The sequence below is a fragment of the Chryseobacterium culicis genome (assembly GCF_002979755.1).
Taxonomy (GTDB): Bacteria; Bacteroidota; Bacteroidia; order Flavobacteriales; family Weeksellaceae; genus Chryseobacterium; species Chryseobacterium culicis_A.
In genome coordinates, this window is record NZ_PCPP01000003.1 from 133,830 (window position 1) to 150,574 (window position 16,745).

A 16,745-nucleotide genomic window follows, 5' to 3' on the forward strand; every position below is an offset into this window, starting at 1 on the left:
CCGATGAAAAGAATTTTAAATATACTCAGTATTTTATGGATATCGGGATATTCGTATGCCCAGACCCTAAATGCTACCACTACTGAAAACTATGTATACACGAAGACCTGTCTGGATGGAGACTGCATTAAAAAGTCGGAAGCTATACAGTATTTTGACGGACTGGGAAAAGTAAAACAAACAGTAGCCATCAAAGCCACTCCATCCGGCAACGATGTCGTTAATCATATAGAATACGATGGATATGGAAGGATCGCAAAAGAGTACCTTCCAATCCCGCAAAACAATACTCAGAACGGGGCAATCTATACCTCTCCCCTGTTGAATGCTCCGGCAATATTCGGACAGGAAAAAATTTATTCTGAAAACCAGTTTGAAAATTCCCCTTTAAGCAGGATTGACAAGATTAAGCCTTTAGGAAATGATTGGACACTCCATCCTATACAAATGGGATATAGTGCAAATATAGCCGGAGAGGTGAAAAAATATACCGCAACCAATTCATGGGCAAATGACGCCACCCTTTCTGAATTGAACGAAAATGGAACCTATGGGGCTAACCAGCTGATGAAGACCTCCACCACAGATAGTGACGGCAATACGACCACTGAATTTAAAAACACGGATGGACAAACTATTTTAATCCGTAAAAATGATGGAACCCAGAATGTAGATACCTACTACGTTTACAATGACTTTGGAATGCAGGTTTTTGTCATTACCCCATTAGCCGCAAAAACTACGGTAGATCTGAATGCGTTAAATACCCTCTGCTATCAGTACCGTTATGACAGCTTAGGAAGACTGGTCGAAAAAAAGCTGCCGGGAAAAGATTGGGAATATATGGTGTATGATAAAGCAGACAGAATGATTCTTTCCCGTGATACCAATATAAAGCAGAACAATCAATGGCTGATGACCAAATATGATGAATTGGGAAGACCAGTTTATACGGGTTTTTTAACCGGAGGAGACAGAGCTACAAGGCAAAACGACCTGAAAAACCTTATTATCACAGAGAAAAGAAGTACAACCGGTTTTTCCAGAAGCGGGACTACCGTTTATTACACTGAGAATTATTTCAGCGGCGAAACACCGGTAATTTTAAGTGTCAATTACTATGATACTTATCCACAAGGCTCTCCAACAAAGCCTGCTCTTATTTTTGGACAGGAAGTTACAGGAGATAATATGAGTAATTCCCAGAATACCAAAAACCTTTCTACAGCATCCTATATAAAGAATATTAATGATGATAACTGGACCTATAACTGGAACTGGTATGATGCTAAATCCAGGGTAATAGGAAGCCATACAATCAATCATTTGGGAGGATATACGAAAACAGAAATAAAACTGGATTTTGCAGGCACTACAATTCAAAGTAAAGTCTACCACAAAAGACTGCAAAGTGACCCGGAACGAGTGATCAGTCAGTTTTTTGAATATGATAATCAAAATAGGCTGTTGGTACACAAACACCAGATTGATAATAATACTGTCGAAATTCTGTCTCAAAACGAGTATAATGAATTATCCCAACTGAAAAGAAAAAAAGTAGGAGGAACAGCACCTGCTGCCCCTCTGCAAAGCATAGACTATACCTACAACATCAGAGGTTCCCTTATTAAGATCAATGATCCTGTTAATCTGAATGGAAAACTTTTCGGATACGGAATTAAATATACCAATCCGGAATACAGCAATGTAGGCCCGGGAAAATACAATGGGAATATTGCTGAAATTGACTGGCAGAATGCTTCTGAAAATATTCAGAAAAGATATACTTATACCTACGACGGACTGAACAGACTGAAGGATGCCGTTTATTCTGAACCTGCTTCTACCGCACCGTTTAATAATTATTATAATGAATATCTGACTTATGATCTGAACGGAAATATTAAAACTTTAAAAAGAAATGCCTTCCCGGTCACAGGAACTACTGCCACACAGGTAGATGATCTGACCTACGATTATAGCGGAAATCGCCTGACTAAAGTGACGGAGAATGCACTGAATGATGCGGGATATGAAGGAGGGAATAATTCCATTACCTATGACCTGAATGGGAATATGAAAGATATGCTGGACAAAGGAATACAGTCTATCAGTTATAATTTTCTGAACCTACCCGATACTTTTGATATTGTACAGAATGCATTTGGCAATCCTATTAATAATACGCTTACCTATTTGTATCGTGCTGATGGAACTAAATTCAGAAAAATCTATACCACTAAAACAACAGGAAGGGCAGCAAGAACTACCATCCAAACGACAGATTATCTGGATGGGTTTCAATATACTATTGAAGAAGGAAGTACCTGTCTAACATGTAGAACCACTAATGCTTATGAACAGCAGGCCTACAAAGGGATTTCTGAGCTTGGAAAAGTAATCGCACCACAATGGAAACCTGATTTTGTAGTGACAGCAGAAGGCTATTACAGTTTCACAGAAAACCGTTATATTTACCAGTATAAAGACCATCTTGGAAATACCAGGGTAAGTTTTGCAAAAGACAGCGAAGGCGCTCCTGAAATTATTGATACCAACAACTATTATCCTTTTGGATTAAACCATATCGGAAATACATTTTCTCCATTTGGAAGTTTCTACAGTTACAAGTACAATGGAAAAGAACTTCAGGAAAGCGGAATGTATGACTACGGAGCCAGAATGTATATGCCGGATCTTGGAAGATGGGGCGTAACAGATCCTTTAGCAGAAGCATTCAGACGATTTAGCCCTTATCATTATGCAGCAGATAATCCTGTAATGTTTGTAGACCCGGATGGAATGAGAAGTGTGCCTTATGATGGAGGGGTTATCAATCATGTTCCTGAGGGGTCATTTTGGTTTGCCGGAATGAATGGAAGTTTTATTTCCACTCCTGAATTTAAACAAGGGAGTCGTACCGGTGGTGGAAGTCGTAAAGGTGAAAATGATAATGCAAAAGGAACTAAACCTAATCTTTTTAGTAGGATAGGTAGTTTCTTCGGAAAATTATTTGGGGGAAGTAAGAACAAAAACAAAGTAGAAGTTGGCCCCGCCGAAGAAATTTCTGAAGAACAGTTTTCAAAGGAGATTAGTGCATGGCAAATTGTTAGTGCTTTGTTGTTTAACAGCACAGACCCTTATTCTGCGATTGGAAATAGTGGCGTAGGACCTTATGCCGAGGAAAGAGAAAATGTAGGTATGGCTGCTATGATCTTTATTAATCCCGAGGCTGCTGCTGAGGGGTTAGAAAGAAAAGCTCTTTCAAGATCTGCAATGGTCACGATTAGGGGTGGTGCCACGAATGTCAGGATTGATCCACAAAACCTACCAAAAAATGTAACAGAAGATATGATCGAAATTTTGGCGGGAAGAGGAAACCCAATAATAAGAAATGGGGCACAGGAAACAGTAAGACATAATGCTAAATGGGTTGGAGCTTTAGAATGGAAAATAAAAGATGTTCCTGGAACTAGTGGATTAAACAGCTGTAGAATTGTTCAACATCCAGATGGTAGATGGGGATTAGTTATTGATCACAACTATACAAAAATTATACAAATACCGACAAGTACAGCAGTAAAATGGAAATAAAATTTTTATTAAAGGAAAAGATATTATTGAAAACTAAATATATAAAGCTCATTAATAAAAAAGATTTTGACAAAATAATGATCAATAAACAAGATATTAAACATATCAATCTACAGTTTGGAGAAATTTATAAGCAAGATATAATAATTAGAGTTTCTTTTAGAACTTTTACCAATGACTATATTTTTAATATTTCAGATATATTCAATAACAATAGAACAATTACTCTAATAGGAAGTCTTAATGATCCCCTAGGCATATATAATCAGGGGTATATAGATAATTTTAAACTGATTACTGATAAAAAGGGTAAAATAGACTGGTATGAATTAAATAATAAACAAAAGTATTATTATTTAAGAGGATTGGCATTACTAAGTGGAGTTAAGGAAGCTATTGACAATACTAATTCTATCATCATAATTGATTTATCAAAAGTGAAAACAGATCTAGATGTATATTATGAAGTTGGAAAGGCTTTTTTTAATTCATATGGTTATTTTGGAACCGAAATAAATTCATTTATAGATTGTTTATGTAATATTGATGAATCAATGAAGAAAAGAGAGAAAATGCCAATTTTAAAAATAAAAGGATATTCAAACTTTAAAAAGTATTTTTATAATAATAATTTCTATCATGATTTTTATAAAGAATTATCCACGAGCAATTTTGAAATAATAAATTCCAAATAATCTTTTAAAATACTAGAAAATTTAGACTTAGAATCACCCAGCTAACAAAAGTGCAACTATTGGTGTTCTCTCTGTAGGAGCTGCTACATTTGAAGGTTTTGCTCCTCCGGTAGAATTTGGTCCAACTGTAGCAAGATTGGCGGGTTATGCAAGATTAAGTTTATGGAGTTTACCTTTAATACTTAATGGAGATAGTGGGTTTTCTGCTAATTCTAAACCGATTACAGGTGCTATTGATATTCCTGTTACTACAACAGTTGATGAATCAGACCCAGAAGAAACAATTACTTTATATAGAGGGGTTTCATCAAAAATATTTCATAATGATAACAGCCAATATATAAATGCACATTTTGGAATTGCTATTCCGAAAGGATATTATCAAGTAAGTTCACTTGAAGGGCCTCATAGTGATATGTTTGATCATGCGTCAGGAAATAACCTTAGTATTTGGACAAGCTGGACTACTAGTAAGGAAACTGCTAGAGATTTTGCTACAGGAATAGCTTTTGGAAAAGCAGTACCAGGAATTATAATGTCAAAAAGTTTTAAGATTGGTGTAGCAAATCCTAATCCCCACACTTTAGGTGAAAGCGAATGGCTTGTTCCTGGAGTAGTTTATGGTGCAAAAGTAGAATATGTTCTCCCTAGATCTGGACAATAAATAGATTTAATTTAATAATTTACTATAAAAATGAAAGAATTGATAAAACATAAAATAAAAGAATATGATCCTCAATTAAATGAATTTGAAATTTCATATTCAAATCATGATTTAATTCTTGATGATTTAGTTTCCTTGTATAAGGGAAGAAATAAGATGGCTAAAAGTGAAAGTATAAAAGAATTAACATCTAATATTTTAAATAACTTTCTTTTAATTAAAAATGAATCTATTGAATATGTAAAATTTGTTGTTGTAAGATATGATATTACGAGTAGGCTATTTGTTTTTGCAGCAGATTATTCAAAGGTTTTTTTTGATTTTACATTTCCAACTGAAAATAATTTAGAATCTAATTAAAGAATATAAATAAGGGAAATATTCCAAACATATTAGTGAAAATTAGAGTATTGGTTTTCAATACTCTAATTTAAAAAAACAGCACAAGTGCTCCTGAAATTATTGATACCAACAACTACTACCCTTTTGGGCTTAACCATATCTCGAACTCGTTCATCAATTCAGGTTTCGGAAGCTTTTACAGCTATAAATACAATGGAAAAGAACTCCAGGAAAGCGGAATGTATGACTACGGAGCCAGAACGTATATGCCGGATCTTGGAAGATGGGGCGTAACAGATCCCTTTGCAGAAGCATTCAGACGATTTAGCCCTTATCATTATGCAGCAGATAATCCTGTAATGTTTATTGATCCGGATGGAATGAGAAGTGTGCCTTATGAAGGAGGACCTAGTACTAATGTTTCTGAAGGTTCATGGTGGTTTGCCGGGGTAAATGGGAATTTCACTCCCGAATATGTAGAAAAAGGTGGACTTGGGAAACGAAATGGTGGTGGGGCAACTCCGAAGACATTTGGAGAAACACAAGCTTATAGAGATATAATGGTTTATCTCGCCGGGCCTCGTACTGAATATTTCAAAGGAATTAATTTTGCAGAATTCAGTTCTGATGAAGGAGGACCTGGGGATAAAGAAAAAAGTCAACAAAAAGTAACACTTTCTGGGAAAAGTAAAAATTTTACTGGGAAATTTTCAATATCATATGATTATGAAGTAAAAGATGGTAAAACTATAGTTTCTGATATTAAAATGCATACAAATCTTAATGATAAATGGAGTCCGCTTGATTCGTGGAGTGAGAATGTAAATGGGAGTATGGAAGAAGAACCTATTTATACAGTAAGAGGAAATTATATATTTTTCGAAACTTATGGAACTTTGAAATTGTTAGACTTTTCATTTTCTAAAAACGGAGTTTCAGGAGGGTTTTCAATTTTTGAGTTCCCTTATAAATTTACGGGATATGTTAATGTAAATGATCCAAGTAATTCAAATGTACACATTAAAGCAATTAAACCTTAAAATATGAGATTATTAATAAGTTCTATAATTACTTTCATAGTAATTTATCTTATGACATTTTTTGTCATTAATGTAGTATTTAATTTAGACAATACCAATTTAGTGTCACTTGTTTCTATTATATTATTTAGTATAGTATATATTTACTATAGGTTTTTTCTCAAAAAAACTAACCAAGAATAATATAAATAAGTAAATATATAATATGTCCTAATAGTAAATTAGAGTATTGATAATCAATACTCTAATTTCAAAATATGAATAGAAATTTAAAATAATAGTACGTATAACTAGAACAAAAGTTTACATTGTATTGATGAATATGTATTGGAAATTATGATTATAAAAATACTCTGCAAGGTAAAAGGTTGAGTATATTTTACCTAAATATAAATCTCAAAATATGTTAACTGAAGAAAAAATTTTTAATTTAATTAAAGAGAAAAGGAGATTTTTAGAAACTTTTGAAAATTATAAAATTAAGATAAGCGATAGTAATCATTTTGAAAGAGAAAATCTAATTGGAGTATATAAAATAAGACAATATACTGCTATTCGAACAGGAAATAATAATTTGTCTGATGAAATAGGCACTCTAATCTTAAACTTAGAAAATTATCCTGGAAATAAATTAAGATTCGTAACCTTGCTAGGAGAAAAATATTATGGAATTTTCTATTTGACTGAAGATTTTAATAAAGTTATTGGATATCTAGATAGAGAAATTGATACTAACGAATTTGATTTAATGAAGCAAGGATAGTATTATAAACATTGAAGATCATACAAAAATATTCATATGTATGAATAAAAATAGAATATCCAACCTCAGTCAACATTATTCAATTGTTAAAATTAAACACCTGTTCAATAATTATTCTTAAATATTGCTCCACTCTATTGAAAACAGAATATTAATTAACAAATTTTATTGGCTTAAACGCAATGATAATCAGAAAATTATTACTAACTTTAATGAGAACTTTAAAACCAATTAACTATGTCACATATATTAGCTGGAGTATTTGGTCATCACAGCGACTACAAAAAACTGGAAAGTGATCTGGAAAATTCAGGATTCGGAACTTCAGATTACATCGTATACCTTAATGATGGTTCCGGTAATTCCCAATATTTGGCAAGTGTTACCGTTAATGATCTTAATCAGATTGACCTTGCACGAAATGTATTTGTTCAGAATGCAGCATTGAAATCCTATTTATTTGAAAACATGAAGATCCATGAAACCAATTACGATACCATTAAAAAGTATATTGATGCAAGAAACAGAGCAGAAATCCACAGCAGCCCTGATATTAAAATCAAAACATCAAGCGATGGTATGAATTCTGAAGTGAAATTCTAATCGATATAAAATCTAATAGCCGAAGATCCGCAGTGTATGCTGCGGATCTTTTATCTTTGAAAAAACTAAAAAATTTCGTATTTTCGTCTTATTATAGGCATGTGCACAAATGAGCTACGATTTAGAACAAGAGAATAAAGAGATCCTTGCAAGATATAAGGACCTGATTTCTAATACATACAGAACATTGGATGAGGAAAACAATAAACTCATCCGAAAGGCATTCGATATCGCGCTGGATGCCCACAAGGATCAAAGGAGAAAATCCGGAGAACCTTACATCTACCACCCTATTGCTGTTGCTAAAATTGTAGCAACAGAGATTGGTCTGGGGGCAACTTCTATTGCCTGTGCCCTTTTGCATGATGTGATTGAAGATTCTGATTATACCTACGAAGACCTGAAAAAAATCTTCGGAGAAAAGATTGCCAATATCGTGAATGGACTGACCAAAATCTCCATCATGAACCACCAGAATATTTCTGTGCAGTCTGAAAATTACAGAAAACTGTTATTGACATTATCTGAGGATTTCAGAGTAATTCTGATTAAAATTGCTGACCGTCTTCATAATATGAGGACTCTGGAAAGCATGGCACCGGATAAGCAGAAAAAAATTGCTTCAGAAACAGTTTATATCTATGCTCCGATGGCTCACCGTCTGGGATTGTATAACATCAAATCTGAGCTGGAAGATCTTTCCTTAAAATACAACAGCCCCGAAGTATACAACGAGATCACGGAAAAATTGGAATTGGCCAAGGAAAGTCGTGAAAGATATATCGAAGAATTTAAAAAAGAAGTTTCAGAAAGGCTTAATGAAGAAGGCTTAAACTTTAAAATCAAAGGCCGTGCAAAAGCCATCTCTTCCATTTACAGAAAAATGCTGAAGCAGGGAGTTTCCTTTGAAGAGGTTTTTGACAACTATGCCATCAGGATTATTTATAAATCAGATGCAAAAAATGAAAAATTCCTCGCCTGGAAAATCTACTCTATCGTTACGGATGTTTACCACAGTAACCCTTCAAGAATGCGTGACTGGATTACTCAGCCCCGTTCTACAGGATATGAAAGTTTACATTTAACGGTTTTAGGTCCGGATAGAAAATGGATTGAAGTACAGATCCGTTCCGAAAGAATGGACGAAATTGCCGAAAAAGGAGTTGCCGCTCACTATAAATACAAAGAAGGTTACAAACAGAGTTCTGATGACAGAAATTTTGAAAAGTGGGTAACCGAGATCCGTGAAGTACTGGAACAGCAGCAGAACCTTTCTACTTCGGAACTTTTGGATAATATTAAACTGAACTTATATTCCAAAGAAGTATTTGTCTTTACGCCGAAAGGAGAAATTAAAATTCTGCCAACCAATGCTACGGCTCTGGATTTCGCATTCTCTGTTCACTCCGATCTGGGAATGAAATGTTTAGGAGCAAAAATCAACGGAAAACTGGTTCCTATTTCCTACATCCTTCAAAATGGAGATCAGGTAGATATTCTTTCTTCACAGAATCAGAAACCCAAATCTGACTGGCTGGAATTCGTAGTGACTTCAAAAGCCAAATCAAAGATTAAAAGTTATCTGAACTCTCAGAAAAACCAGTTGGTAGAAGAAGGAAAAGAAATCCTGCAAAGAAAACTTCGTCATGCAAAAATCAATTTCAATGATGACGAAATTAATAAACTTCAGAAATTCTTTAATTTAAAATCATCTCAGGAGCTCTTCCTTAAATTCCAAAGCAATGAACTGGATGTAAGCAGCCTGAGAAAATATATAGAAAGTAAAAACGTATTCAATAACTTACTTTCAAGATTTAGAAAATCACCTTCAAAAAACCAGCATTTTGAGGATCCGAAAGAGGAAAACCTTGACATGATTGTCTTTGGAAAGGACGAAGAAAAGCTTAACTACACCTATGCAAAATGCTGTACCGTGATTCCCGGAGATAAAATCTTCGGATTCATTACCATTTCAGATGGAATCAAGGTGCATAGTGACAGCTGTCCGAATGCCATCAATCTGAGAGCACAGTATGATTACCGTGTCATCCCTGCCAAATGGGTGAATGCGGAAAGCTTCAAAAACAGAGTGAAAATTGAAATTGAAGGACTTGACAGAATGGGAATGATCAATGATATTACAACGGTCATCAGTGGAAGTATGGGAATGGATATGAAAAGCATGTCTATTGAATCCAACAATGGTGTTTTCACAGGAAATATCAACCTCGAAGTCAAAAATAAAGGTCAGTTAGAAGAGACCTTTAAAAAACTTAAAAATATTAATGGTGTTTCCAGAGTGAGACGAGTACAATCATAGACATGAATTTATCTCTTTATTTTAAAAAATTTTTCAACAACAGCCAGTCCTCAGGAATTATTCTTATTTTCTGTGTATTGATTTCATTGCTTATTGCCAATTCGTCCGCTGCAGAAAACTTTCAGCATTTTTTAGACCAGGAAGTGGGCACCCATCTTTTTGGATTGGAATATCCTGTCAGTATCTGGATCAATGACGGACTGATGGCCGTATTTTTTCTTTTGGTAGGGCTTGAAATAAAACGTGAACTTGTTGAAGGTGAACTTTCATCCTTTAAAAATGCCTCTCTCCCAATTTTTGCTGCCGTAGGGGGAATGCTGATTCCCGCTGTAATCTACAGCATTTTCAATACAGGAACGGAATACAGCAATGGCTGGGGAATTCCTATGGCTACAGATATTGCCTTTTCTCTGGCGATCATTTCAATGCTGGGGAAAAAGATTCCTAACTCTATCAAGATATTTTTAGCTGCATTAGCTATTGTAGATGATCTGGGAGCTATTCTGGTGATTGCCGTATTCTATACAGACCAGATTCACTGGACCTACCTTCTCTTATCTTTTGGGGTAACAGCTCTGCTTTTTATTTTAAACTTCTTAAAAGTAACCAAAACTATATTTTATATCATTCCGGGACTGTTTTTATGGTATTTCCTTCATCATTCCGGAATCCACGCTACGATAGCAGGTGTTTTACTTGCATTTTCCATTCCTACCAATGCTTCTAATGTAGAAATTTCACCATTGGAAAAACTGGAACATCAGCTTCATATTCCGGTAAGTTTTCTGATTATGCCGATATTTGCTTTAACGAATACCAATATCACTTTTTCCAGTGAAATGGTAGCAGGAGCAACAAGTACATTAGGATTGGGAATTATCTGTGGATTGGTATTGGGTAAGCTGATTGGAATCAATTTATTCTCATGGATTGCCATCAAATTAAAGCTGAGTTCACTTCCGCAAAACAGTAACTGGCTTCAAATGATTGGAGTGGGCTTATTGGCCGGAATCGGGTTTACCATGTCCATATTTATTGCCCTCCTTTCCTTTAAAGGGGAAATCCCTATTCAGGATGAAGCGAAATTTGCCATTTTAATTGCTTCTTTTATTGCTGCAATTGCAGGATTTACCATTCTAAGTGTAAGCTCTAAAGAAAACCCTGAACTGGAAGAGAATTAATCTTTCTTCTGGTTCTCCAGCTTTCTTTTATGTTCCTCATCACCCTCAAAATCAGGTTCAGCAATCTGGGCATGATATCCTGAGGCTTCTTTCTGGATCTCATCAGACAGCAGCTTTTCTATTCTGAGTTTTCTGATCGCCATATTCAGTTCGTTTCCGAATAAGAGGAGATATACGTTTACATTCACCCAAACCATCAGCAGAATCATACTTCCTATGGATCCGTACAGAACGTTATATCGTGCAATATCCTTTACATAAATGGCAAAAATATAAGTGGTAACCACAAACAGAACAGTTGTTAAAATAGCGCCGGGAACCGCTTGTCGGAATCTGGTAATTTTCACAGTACCCAGCCAGTAAAATAACGTTAAAAGTATAAAGTAAAAAAGCGGAAAAGAAACGAATCCAATAATGCTGGAAAGGTTATCTACAAGCCAGGAAACATCATAAGCCGGGGTAAAAAGCTTCATTACAACCTCTACATAATATACTCCAAAAAGCGCTAAAAAAACAATGGTGATAAAGCCTATCGTAATAAAGAATGAGAGAATAAATTCCTTTACATCACTCAGTTTCTCATCGGAATTCTCATTGAAACCATTAATGAGAGAAAAGGTACCATTGGTGGCAAAGACAAGTGCAAGAACGATTGTCAGATTACTGATCCCTTTCATATTCGGGATAATATTATTCTCTATATACCCTCTTACATCACCTTCCATATTCGAAGGAAAAACATTATGCATCAGCACATCAAAAATATAGAACTGCAGTTTATCATAATGTGGCATATAAGGTAAAACGGAAAGTAAAAACAGAATAAACGGAAACAAACTGATGGTAAAGCTCCAGGAAATTGCCGCCGCTTTTCGTCCTATTTTTCCTTTGAAAATCCCGGAGATATAAATCTGAAACATCTGCCAAAGCGATATTCCCAAAACAGGAATATGGATGCTGTCAAAAAACTCTTGAATCTTCAAAATAAATTTAGGAACCTTTACACTCATCGATCTGTTTGTCTTTATACAAATGTAGGGGAATTAAATTAAATAGGGAAAAGATAGGTGGCAGATGTTAGGTAGCAGGTGGCAGGTTTTAGGGATTAGGGGGGTGAGTTTGAGAGTTTGAGAGTCGGAGGGCTTTAAATTTTAAGGTTTAAAGTTCAAGGTTCAAGGTAACCCGCAACTAATATAACTTGCAACTTGAATCCCGAAACTCACAACCAAACAACTAGCAACAAAATATACTCGCAACCAAAAAACCAGCAACAAATTAACTGCGAAACCCTATCTTTACGGTCTGAAACTTCTTACAATGCGAATCAGTTTACTTTGTATCGGCAAAACAGACGATAAGGAAATTACCTCTTTAATCAATTATTATCTCAACCGTTTACCCAAGCACTGGAATTTTGAGATTACTGAAATTCCGGATGTTAAAAATGCCAAAAACCTATCTCCAGACCTTCTTAAAAAAGAAGAAGCTAAGCTATTTTTAAATCATATTGATAAAAACGATCTGGTGGTCATTCTTGATGAAAAAGGAAAACAGTTTACCAGCCGTGAATTCTCACAGAAAATTGATACCTGGATGAATTCTTCTGTAAAGAAAGTACATATTCTGATTGGAGGAGCTTATGGATTTTCTGAAGAAATCTACAGCAGAGCGAATGAAAAAATGTCTTTATCCAAAATGACTTTTACCCACCAGATGATCCGTCTGTTTATCGTAGAGCAACTTTACCGTGCTGATCAGATACTACAGGGAAAACCTTATCATAACGATTAAAGAAAGAAGCTCTCAAGAATGTCATTCTGACGAAGGAAGAATCTCATTGATAACCAAAAGGATGAGATTCTTCACTACATTTCATTTCGTTCAGAATAACAAAAGCCAAATAATTTGACTTTTGAGCCAACTTATCTCTATTTCAAACTGATTTGTCTCTTTGCTTCTCCTACGACGAATGCCACGGAGTTCGCAATATTAAAACTCCTGATAAGTTTCGACATAGGAATTGTTAAATGGTTTTCAAAACGGTCCAGAACCTCTTTGCTTAAACCTACACTTTCCTTTCCGAAAACCAGCCAGTCTCCATCCTGAAAATCAGTTTCCAGATATGACTTTTCAGCATGTGAGCTCATTAGAAAAACGCGTGACTGATCAGGAATCGTTTTAACCCATTCATCAACATCCGCATATTCAGAAACATCGAGGTGTACCCAATAATCTAATCCCGAACGCTTCAGATTTTTATCATTAATTACAAATCCAAACGGATGAATCAGGTGTAATCTGCTTTCGGTTCCTACACACAGCCTTCCGATATTTCCTGTATTATTAGGTATTTCAGGTTCTACAAGAACAATATTCAACATCTCTCTATCTCTTTATTCGTTTTTTAAACTGTTAGGTAAGGATTTATTTAAATGATGGGGTGCTATTATTTATTTCTTGATACATTTAGCGTAAACATCCGTCAATACCGCTTTTTCATACCCAAGAGTTACTGCTTTATCGAAATTTTCGCAGGCTTCCTTAAGTTTGGAAGTATCCATCAGAATCATGGCTTTGCTCACATAAGACTGAGCAAATTTAGGATCTATAGAGATCGCTTTGTTGGCATCTGCAAGAGCTTCCTTATATTTTTTCATTTTAAAATAAACATCTGCCCTCCCGTTATAAAGCAATGATTCCGGTTTTTCGGCAAGAAGTTTATTATAATCTTTTAAAGCGCCATCCAGATCGCCATTATTTTTTTTCAGATTGGCCAATCCTGTTTTTGCAAAAAGATTATCAGGAGCAAAGGTCAGAATCTGATTAAGGTCTTTGATAGCAAGATCTTTTTTTCCCTGACTGTCATAAATTTTGGAACGCGTAAGATATAAATCCGGAGTTTCAGCATTCACCTGAAGTCCCTTTTCTATATACTCCAATGCTTTTATTTTATTTCCTTTCTGACTGTAAAGTGATGAGAGATTTGCATATACGGAAACCGACATAGGATTTGCTTTCAGTGCAGATTCGTAGGATTTAAAAGCCTGGGTCGTTTTTCCAAGTCTTCTCTGGGCTGTACCAAGGTAGTCGTAATATTCCGATTGAAATTTTTGAATCTGTTCTTTCTCTGCCAGTTTTAAATACTGCTCTTCAGCACATTTATAGTCGGCTTTGTTAAAACATTCTTCAGCCAGTTTTTTATCCTGGGCATAAGAACTAATAAAGAAACAGAGGGAAGTTACTGCTAATAAAGTTTTTTTCATGAAGTTATAGTTTGTTTGTTGATGACTTTTTTGGCGAGTGCACCAAATATCACTCCCAATAAAGATCCAACAAACGCCCCCACCAAAATATCTATCGGGAAATGCACTCCTAAATATATACGGCTGTAGGAAACTACTATAGCCCACACAAATATAGCATATGGAAACCATTTAAGTTTATTTTTTAATAAAATACTTAAAAAGGAAGCCAAAAAGAATGTATTGGAAGCATGAGCAGAATAAAAGCCAAACTGTCCGCCACATTTCACGATTCTCATGTGATGTTCCAGCGTAGGATCATGACAGGGTCTCAGCCTTGCCACACCATACTTGAAAACGCTGGCCAACTGGTCAGAAACCGTTGCCCCAATAGCCAAAAATATAAGGATAAAAACTAAAGATCTTAGTTTATGATTTTTGTATAAAAAATAAAGAAATATAATGTATAGAGGCACCCAGATCCAGGTACTTGAAATCAACATCCAAAACTGATCGAAGGATGAATCTCCTAGATTATTAAGGTAAAGAAATACCTTCTTATCTTCCTGAATAATTTCCTCCATAGATTATCTGCTTACAGGTCCTTCATAAGTCTCATCATCTGCCGGCTTCGGTTTTGGAGGCTCATTAGAAGCTACAGAAGTAGGTTCTGTCAGAATATCTTTCTTGATATCATTCATCGGGTTGAAATCCTTTGCAGCATCTTTTACCTTTTCAATCTCACGTTTGATTTCAGAAACAGGATTATCTGTTTCCTTCATGATTTCTGTTTTAATATCTTCCACTGCTCCACGCATTTTTCTAACGCCTGCACCTAGGTCACGCGCAATCTGAGGCAGTTTATCCGGACCGAATAATACAACGATTGCAATGGCAATGAGTGCCATTTCTCCAATGCTTAATTCCATGGCGTAAAATTACAAAAGATTATTGCATTTATGGACTGTAAACTAAAAATTTAAACAAATTTTAAGATTTTATAAAGTTCTAGCGGTTCGGGTTACGAGGTTTATTTTGTTGCGAGTTGTTTGGTGGCGAGTTTTTGATGTTGGTACGAGTTTCAAATTTATTTTGTTACGAGGTAAGAGTTGCCTGATTGAGCGTTATTTTGTTGCTGGTTGTTTTTGCTGCTCGTTAGCTCAAAACCTTAAACTCTCTAGTCCCTATAACCTGCTGCCTAATATCTGCCACCTCCTACCTACTAATTAACAAATATTTAATTCAAAACAATGAGAATTACGCAACAATTATGTATATTTATAACACACAACCAAATAGATATTAATTATGAAAAAACTAGTGACTACCTTTAAAGTTTTCGCCGTGTTATCGGTATTGGCATTCAACAGCTGCCAGAATGAAAACAACGAAATGAGCCAGCAGGAAATAGTTCAGGCTAAGGTAACGGTAAATGACCTGAAAAAAGAGATCACTTCTCTTCCTTCACAGACTGTTCCTGAAGCGGTACAAATTCAATTGGATGAATCCGGCAAAAATCTTGAATTGTATTTAAAAAATGATTTACAGATTGTTGGGGTAACTGTCCTTGGAAAAATTTCAGGCCAGAAAGGTATTGAACTTTCCAAAAGCCTTATTACAGATAAAGATCAGTTCATTGCATCCGGAAACATACTGGAACCATCCTCTGTAAAAATCGGGAAAATTGGAGATTTATATAGCGGCGATGATCTGACAACTGCCCAACAGGGATTAAAAGAGGCTGTCACTGAAGAAGTAAAACCAGGCATCAATGTGATGGAAGTAACATGGAACAGCAAAAGCGGGAAATTTACCACATTATGTTTCTATGGTGATTCGGGAATTATCTGGGATAATCTCTTTGGAGGTCTTGTTATGATGGATACTCGTGGAAATTCCGAAGCATCTGACGAAGCTTCTAAGGTAGCATCTAAATGGTATAAGCAGTGGTGGACTGCTAACTGGCTATGGGGCTCTAAGAGAGGTGAAGCAGGATATCAGATTACCATTTATTATTCAGGATCTACAGTTTCCAATGCAGATGTAAGTGACTGGGGATATATCAGTTTAGGAAAAGCAAAAAGCGAAAGTAAGATTACCAAAAAAACAGGTGCTTACGGGCAATGTCGTTATGCATTAGGACTTTGTACGCCTACGGGCTCTTTAAGCTTTAATTCTACTAATTTTTCTGTTTCATTCTCTGGATTAGGCAGTAATATTGTAAGTAACGGGACAAAATCCCTTTATCCATAATTTTTCATAAAAATCAGATTTCAACAGAAACGGGAAGCTCGCTGAGTT

Annotated in this window: 16 protein-coding genes; 11 read left to right on the forward strand and 5 right to left on the reverse strand. The window is 35.4% G+C overall.

Annotated features, from left to right (window positions below; genetic code table 11):
• The first annotated feature begins 3 nt into the window (after window positions 1–3).
• From CQ022_RS17180 to nhaA, 9 genes are all read left to right on the forward strand, one after another.
• A complete protein-coding gene (locus CQ022_RS17180) occupies window positions 4–3,594 on the forward strand; it encodes a DUF6443 domain-containing protein (protein WP_228421763.1) in 3,591 nt (1,196 codons plus the stop codon).
• Window positions 3,585–4,289: a barstar family protein gene (locus CQ022_RS17185; protein ID WP_105683540.1), complete on the forward strand. Its 705-nt coding sequence runs from the start codon at window positions 3,585–3,587 to the stop codon at window positions 4,287–4,289. The genes CQ022_RS17180 and CQ022_RS17185 overlap by 10 nt, the downstream gene beginning before the upstream one ends.
• Before the next feature lie 136 nt (window positions 4,290–4,425).
• Complete coding sequence (locus CQ022_RS17190; RefSeq protein ID WP_105683541.1) at window positions 4,426–4,953, forward strand: hypothetical protein; 528 nt, start codon at window positions 4,426–4,428, stop codon at window positions 4,951–4,953.
• 30 nt (window positions 4,954–4,983) lie between these two features.
• The gene (locus CQ022_RS17195; RefSeq protein ID WP_105683542.1) at window positions 4,984–5,313 is read left to right on the forward strand and encodes a hypothetical protein; all 330 of its coding nucleotides are present in this window, start codon (window positions 4,984–4,986) and stop codon (window positions 5,311–5,313) included.
• 101 nt (window positions 5,314–5,414) lie between these two features.
• Window positions 5,415–6,335, forward strand: a complete 921-nt coding sequence (locus CQ022_RS23350; RefSeq protein WP_410492644.1) for an RHS repeat-associated core domain-containing protein — start codon at window positions 5,415–5,417, stop codon at window positions 6,333–6,335.
• A 403-nt stretch (window positions 6,336–6,738) separates the two neighbouring features.
• A complete protein-coding gene (locus tag CQ022_RS17205; RefSeq protein WP_105683544.1) occupies window positions 6,739–7,098 on the forward strand; it encodes an enoyl-CoA hydratase in 360 nt (119 codons plus the stop codon).
• A gap of 237 nt (window positions 7,099–7,335) precedes the next feature.
• On the forward strand, window positions 7,336–7,701 hold the full coding sequence (locus tag CQ022_RS17210; RefSeq protein ID WP_105683545.1) for a hypothetical protein: 366 nt from the start codon (window positions 7,336–7,338) through the stop codon (window positions 7,699–7,701).
• A 109-nt stretch (window positions 7,702–7,810) separates the two neighbouring features.
• Window positions 7,811–10,021 (forward strand): RelA/SpoT family protein, encoded by a 2,211-nt coding sequence (locus tag CQ022_RS17215; protein WP_105683546.1) that lies wholly within the window; start codon window positions 7,811–7,813, stop codon window positions 10,019–10,021.
• A gap of 2 nt (window positions 10,022–10,023) precedes the next feature.
• A complete protein-coding gene (gene nhaA / locus CQ022_RS17220) occupies window positions 10,024–11,202 on the forward strand; it encodes a Na+/H+ antiporter NhaA (RefSeq protein ID WP_105683547.1) in 1,179 nt (392 codons plus the stop codon).
• On the opposite strand, the gene CQ022_RS17225 is transcribed toward nhaA, so the two are convergent.
• Entirely contained in the window at window positions 11,199–12,212 is a 1,014-nt protein-coding gene (locus CQ022_RS17225) for a YihY/virulence factor BrkB family protein (protein WP_105683548.1), read from the reverse strand. The genes nhaA and CQ022_RS17225 overlap by 4 nt on opposite strands.
• Before the next feature lie 307 nt (window positions 12,213–12,519).
• Here CQ022_RS17225 and CQ022_RS17230 point away from each other — a divergent pair, with 307 nt between their 5' ends.
• Window positions 12,520–12,993: a 23S rRNA (pseudouridine(1915)-N(3))-methyltransferase RlmH gene (locus CQ022_RS17230; protein ID WP_047376769.1), complete on the forward strand. Its 474-nt coding sequence runs from the start codon at window positions 12,520–12,522 to the stop codon at window positions 12,991–12,993.
• A 137-nt stretch (window positions 12,994–13,130) separates the two neighbouring features.
• Here the strand turns inward: CQ022_RS17230 and CQ022_RS17235 are convergent, their stop codons facing one another.
• The 4 genes from CQ022_RS17235 to CQ022_RS17250 form a co-directional block, all read right to left on the reverse strand.
• Window positions 13,131–13,583, reverse strand: coding sequence for a tRNA (cytidine(34)-2'-O)-methyltransferase (locus CQ022_RS17235; protein ID WP_105683549.1), 453 nt, complete (start codon window positions 13,581–13,583; stop codon window positions 13,131–13,133).
• 69 nt (window positions 13,584–13,652) lie between these two features.
• Window positions 13,653–14,465 (reverse strand): tetratricopeptide repeat protein, encoded by an 813-nt coding sequence (locus CQ022_RS17240; RefSeq protein WP_105683550.1) that lies wholly within the window; start codon window positions 14,463–14,465, stop codon window positions 13,653–13,655.
• Window positions 14,462–15,028 (reverse strand): phosphatase PAP2 family protein, encoded by a 567-nt coding sequence (locus CQ022_RS17245; RefSeq protein ID WP_062670736.1) that lies wholly within the window; start codon window positions 15,026–15,028, stop codon window positions 14,462–14,464. Before CQ022_RS17245 ends, CQ022_RS17240 begins: the two co-directional genes overlap by 4 nt.
• Before the next feature lie 3 nt (window positions 15,029–15,031).
• Complete coding sequence (locus CQ022_RS17250) at window positions 15,032–15,373, reverse strand: twin-arginine translocase TatA/TatE family subunit (RefSeq protein WP_105683551.1); 342 nt, start codon at window positions 15,371–15,373, stop codon at window positions 15,032–15,034.
• A 379-nt stretch (window positions 15,374–15,752) separates the two neighbouring features.
• On the opposite strand from CQ022_RS17250, the gene CQ022_RS17255 reads away from it, so the two are divergent.
• Window positions 15,753–16,697 (forward strand): hypothetical protein, encoded by a 945-nt coding sequence (locus CQ022_RS17255; protein ID WP_105683552.1) that lies wholly within the window; start codon window positions 15,753–15,755, stop codon window positions 16,695–16,697.
• The last annotated feature ends 48 nt before the right edge of the window (window positions 16,698–16,745 follow it).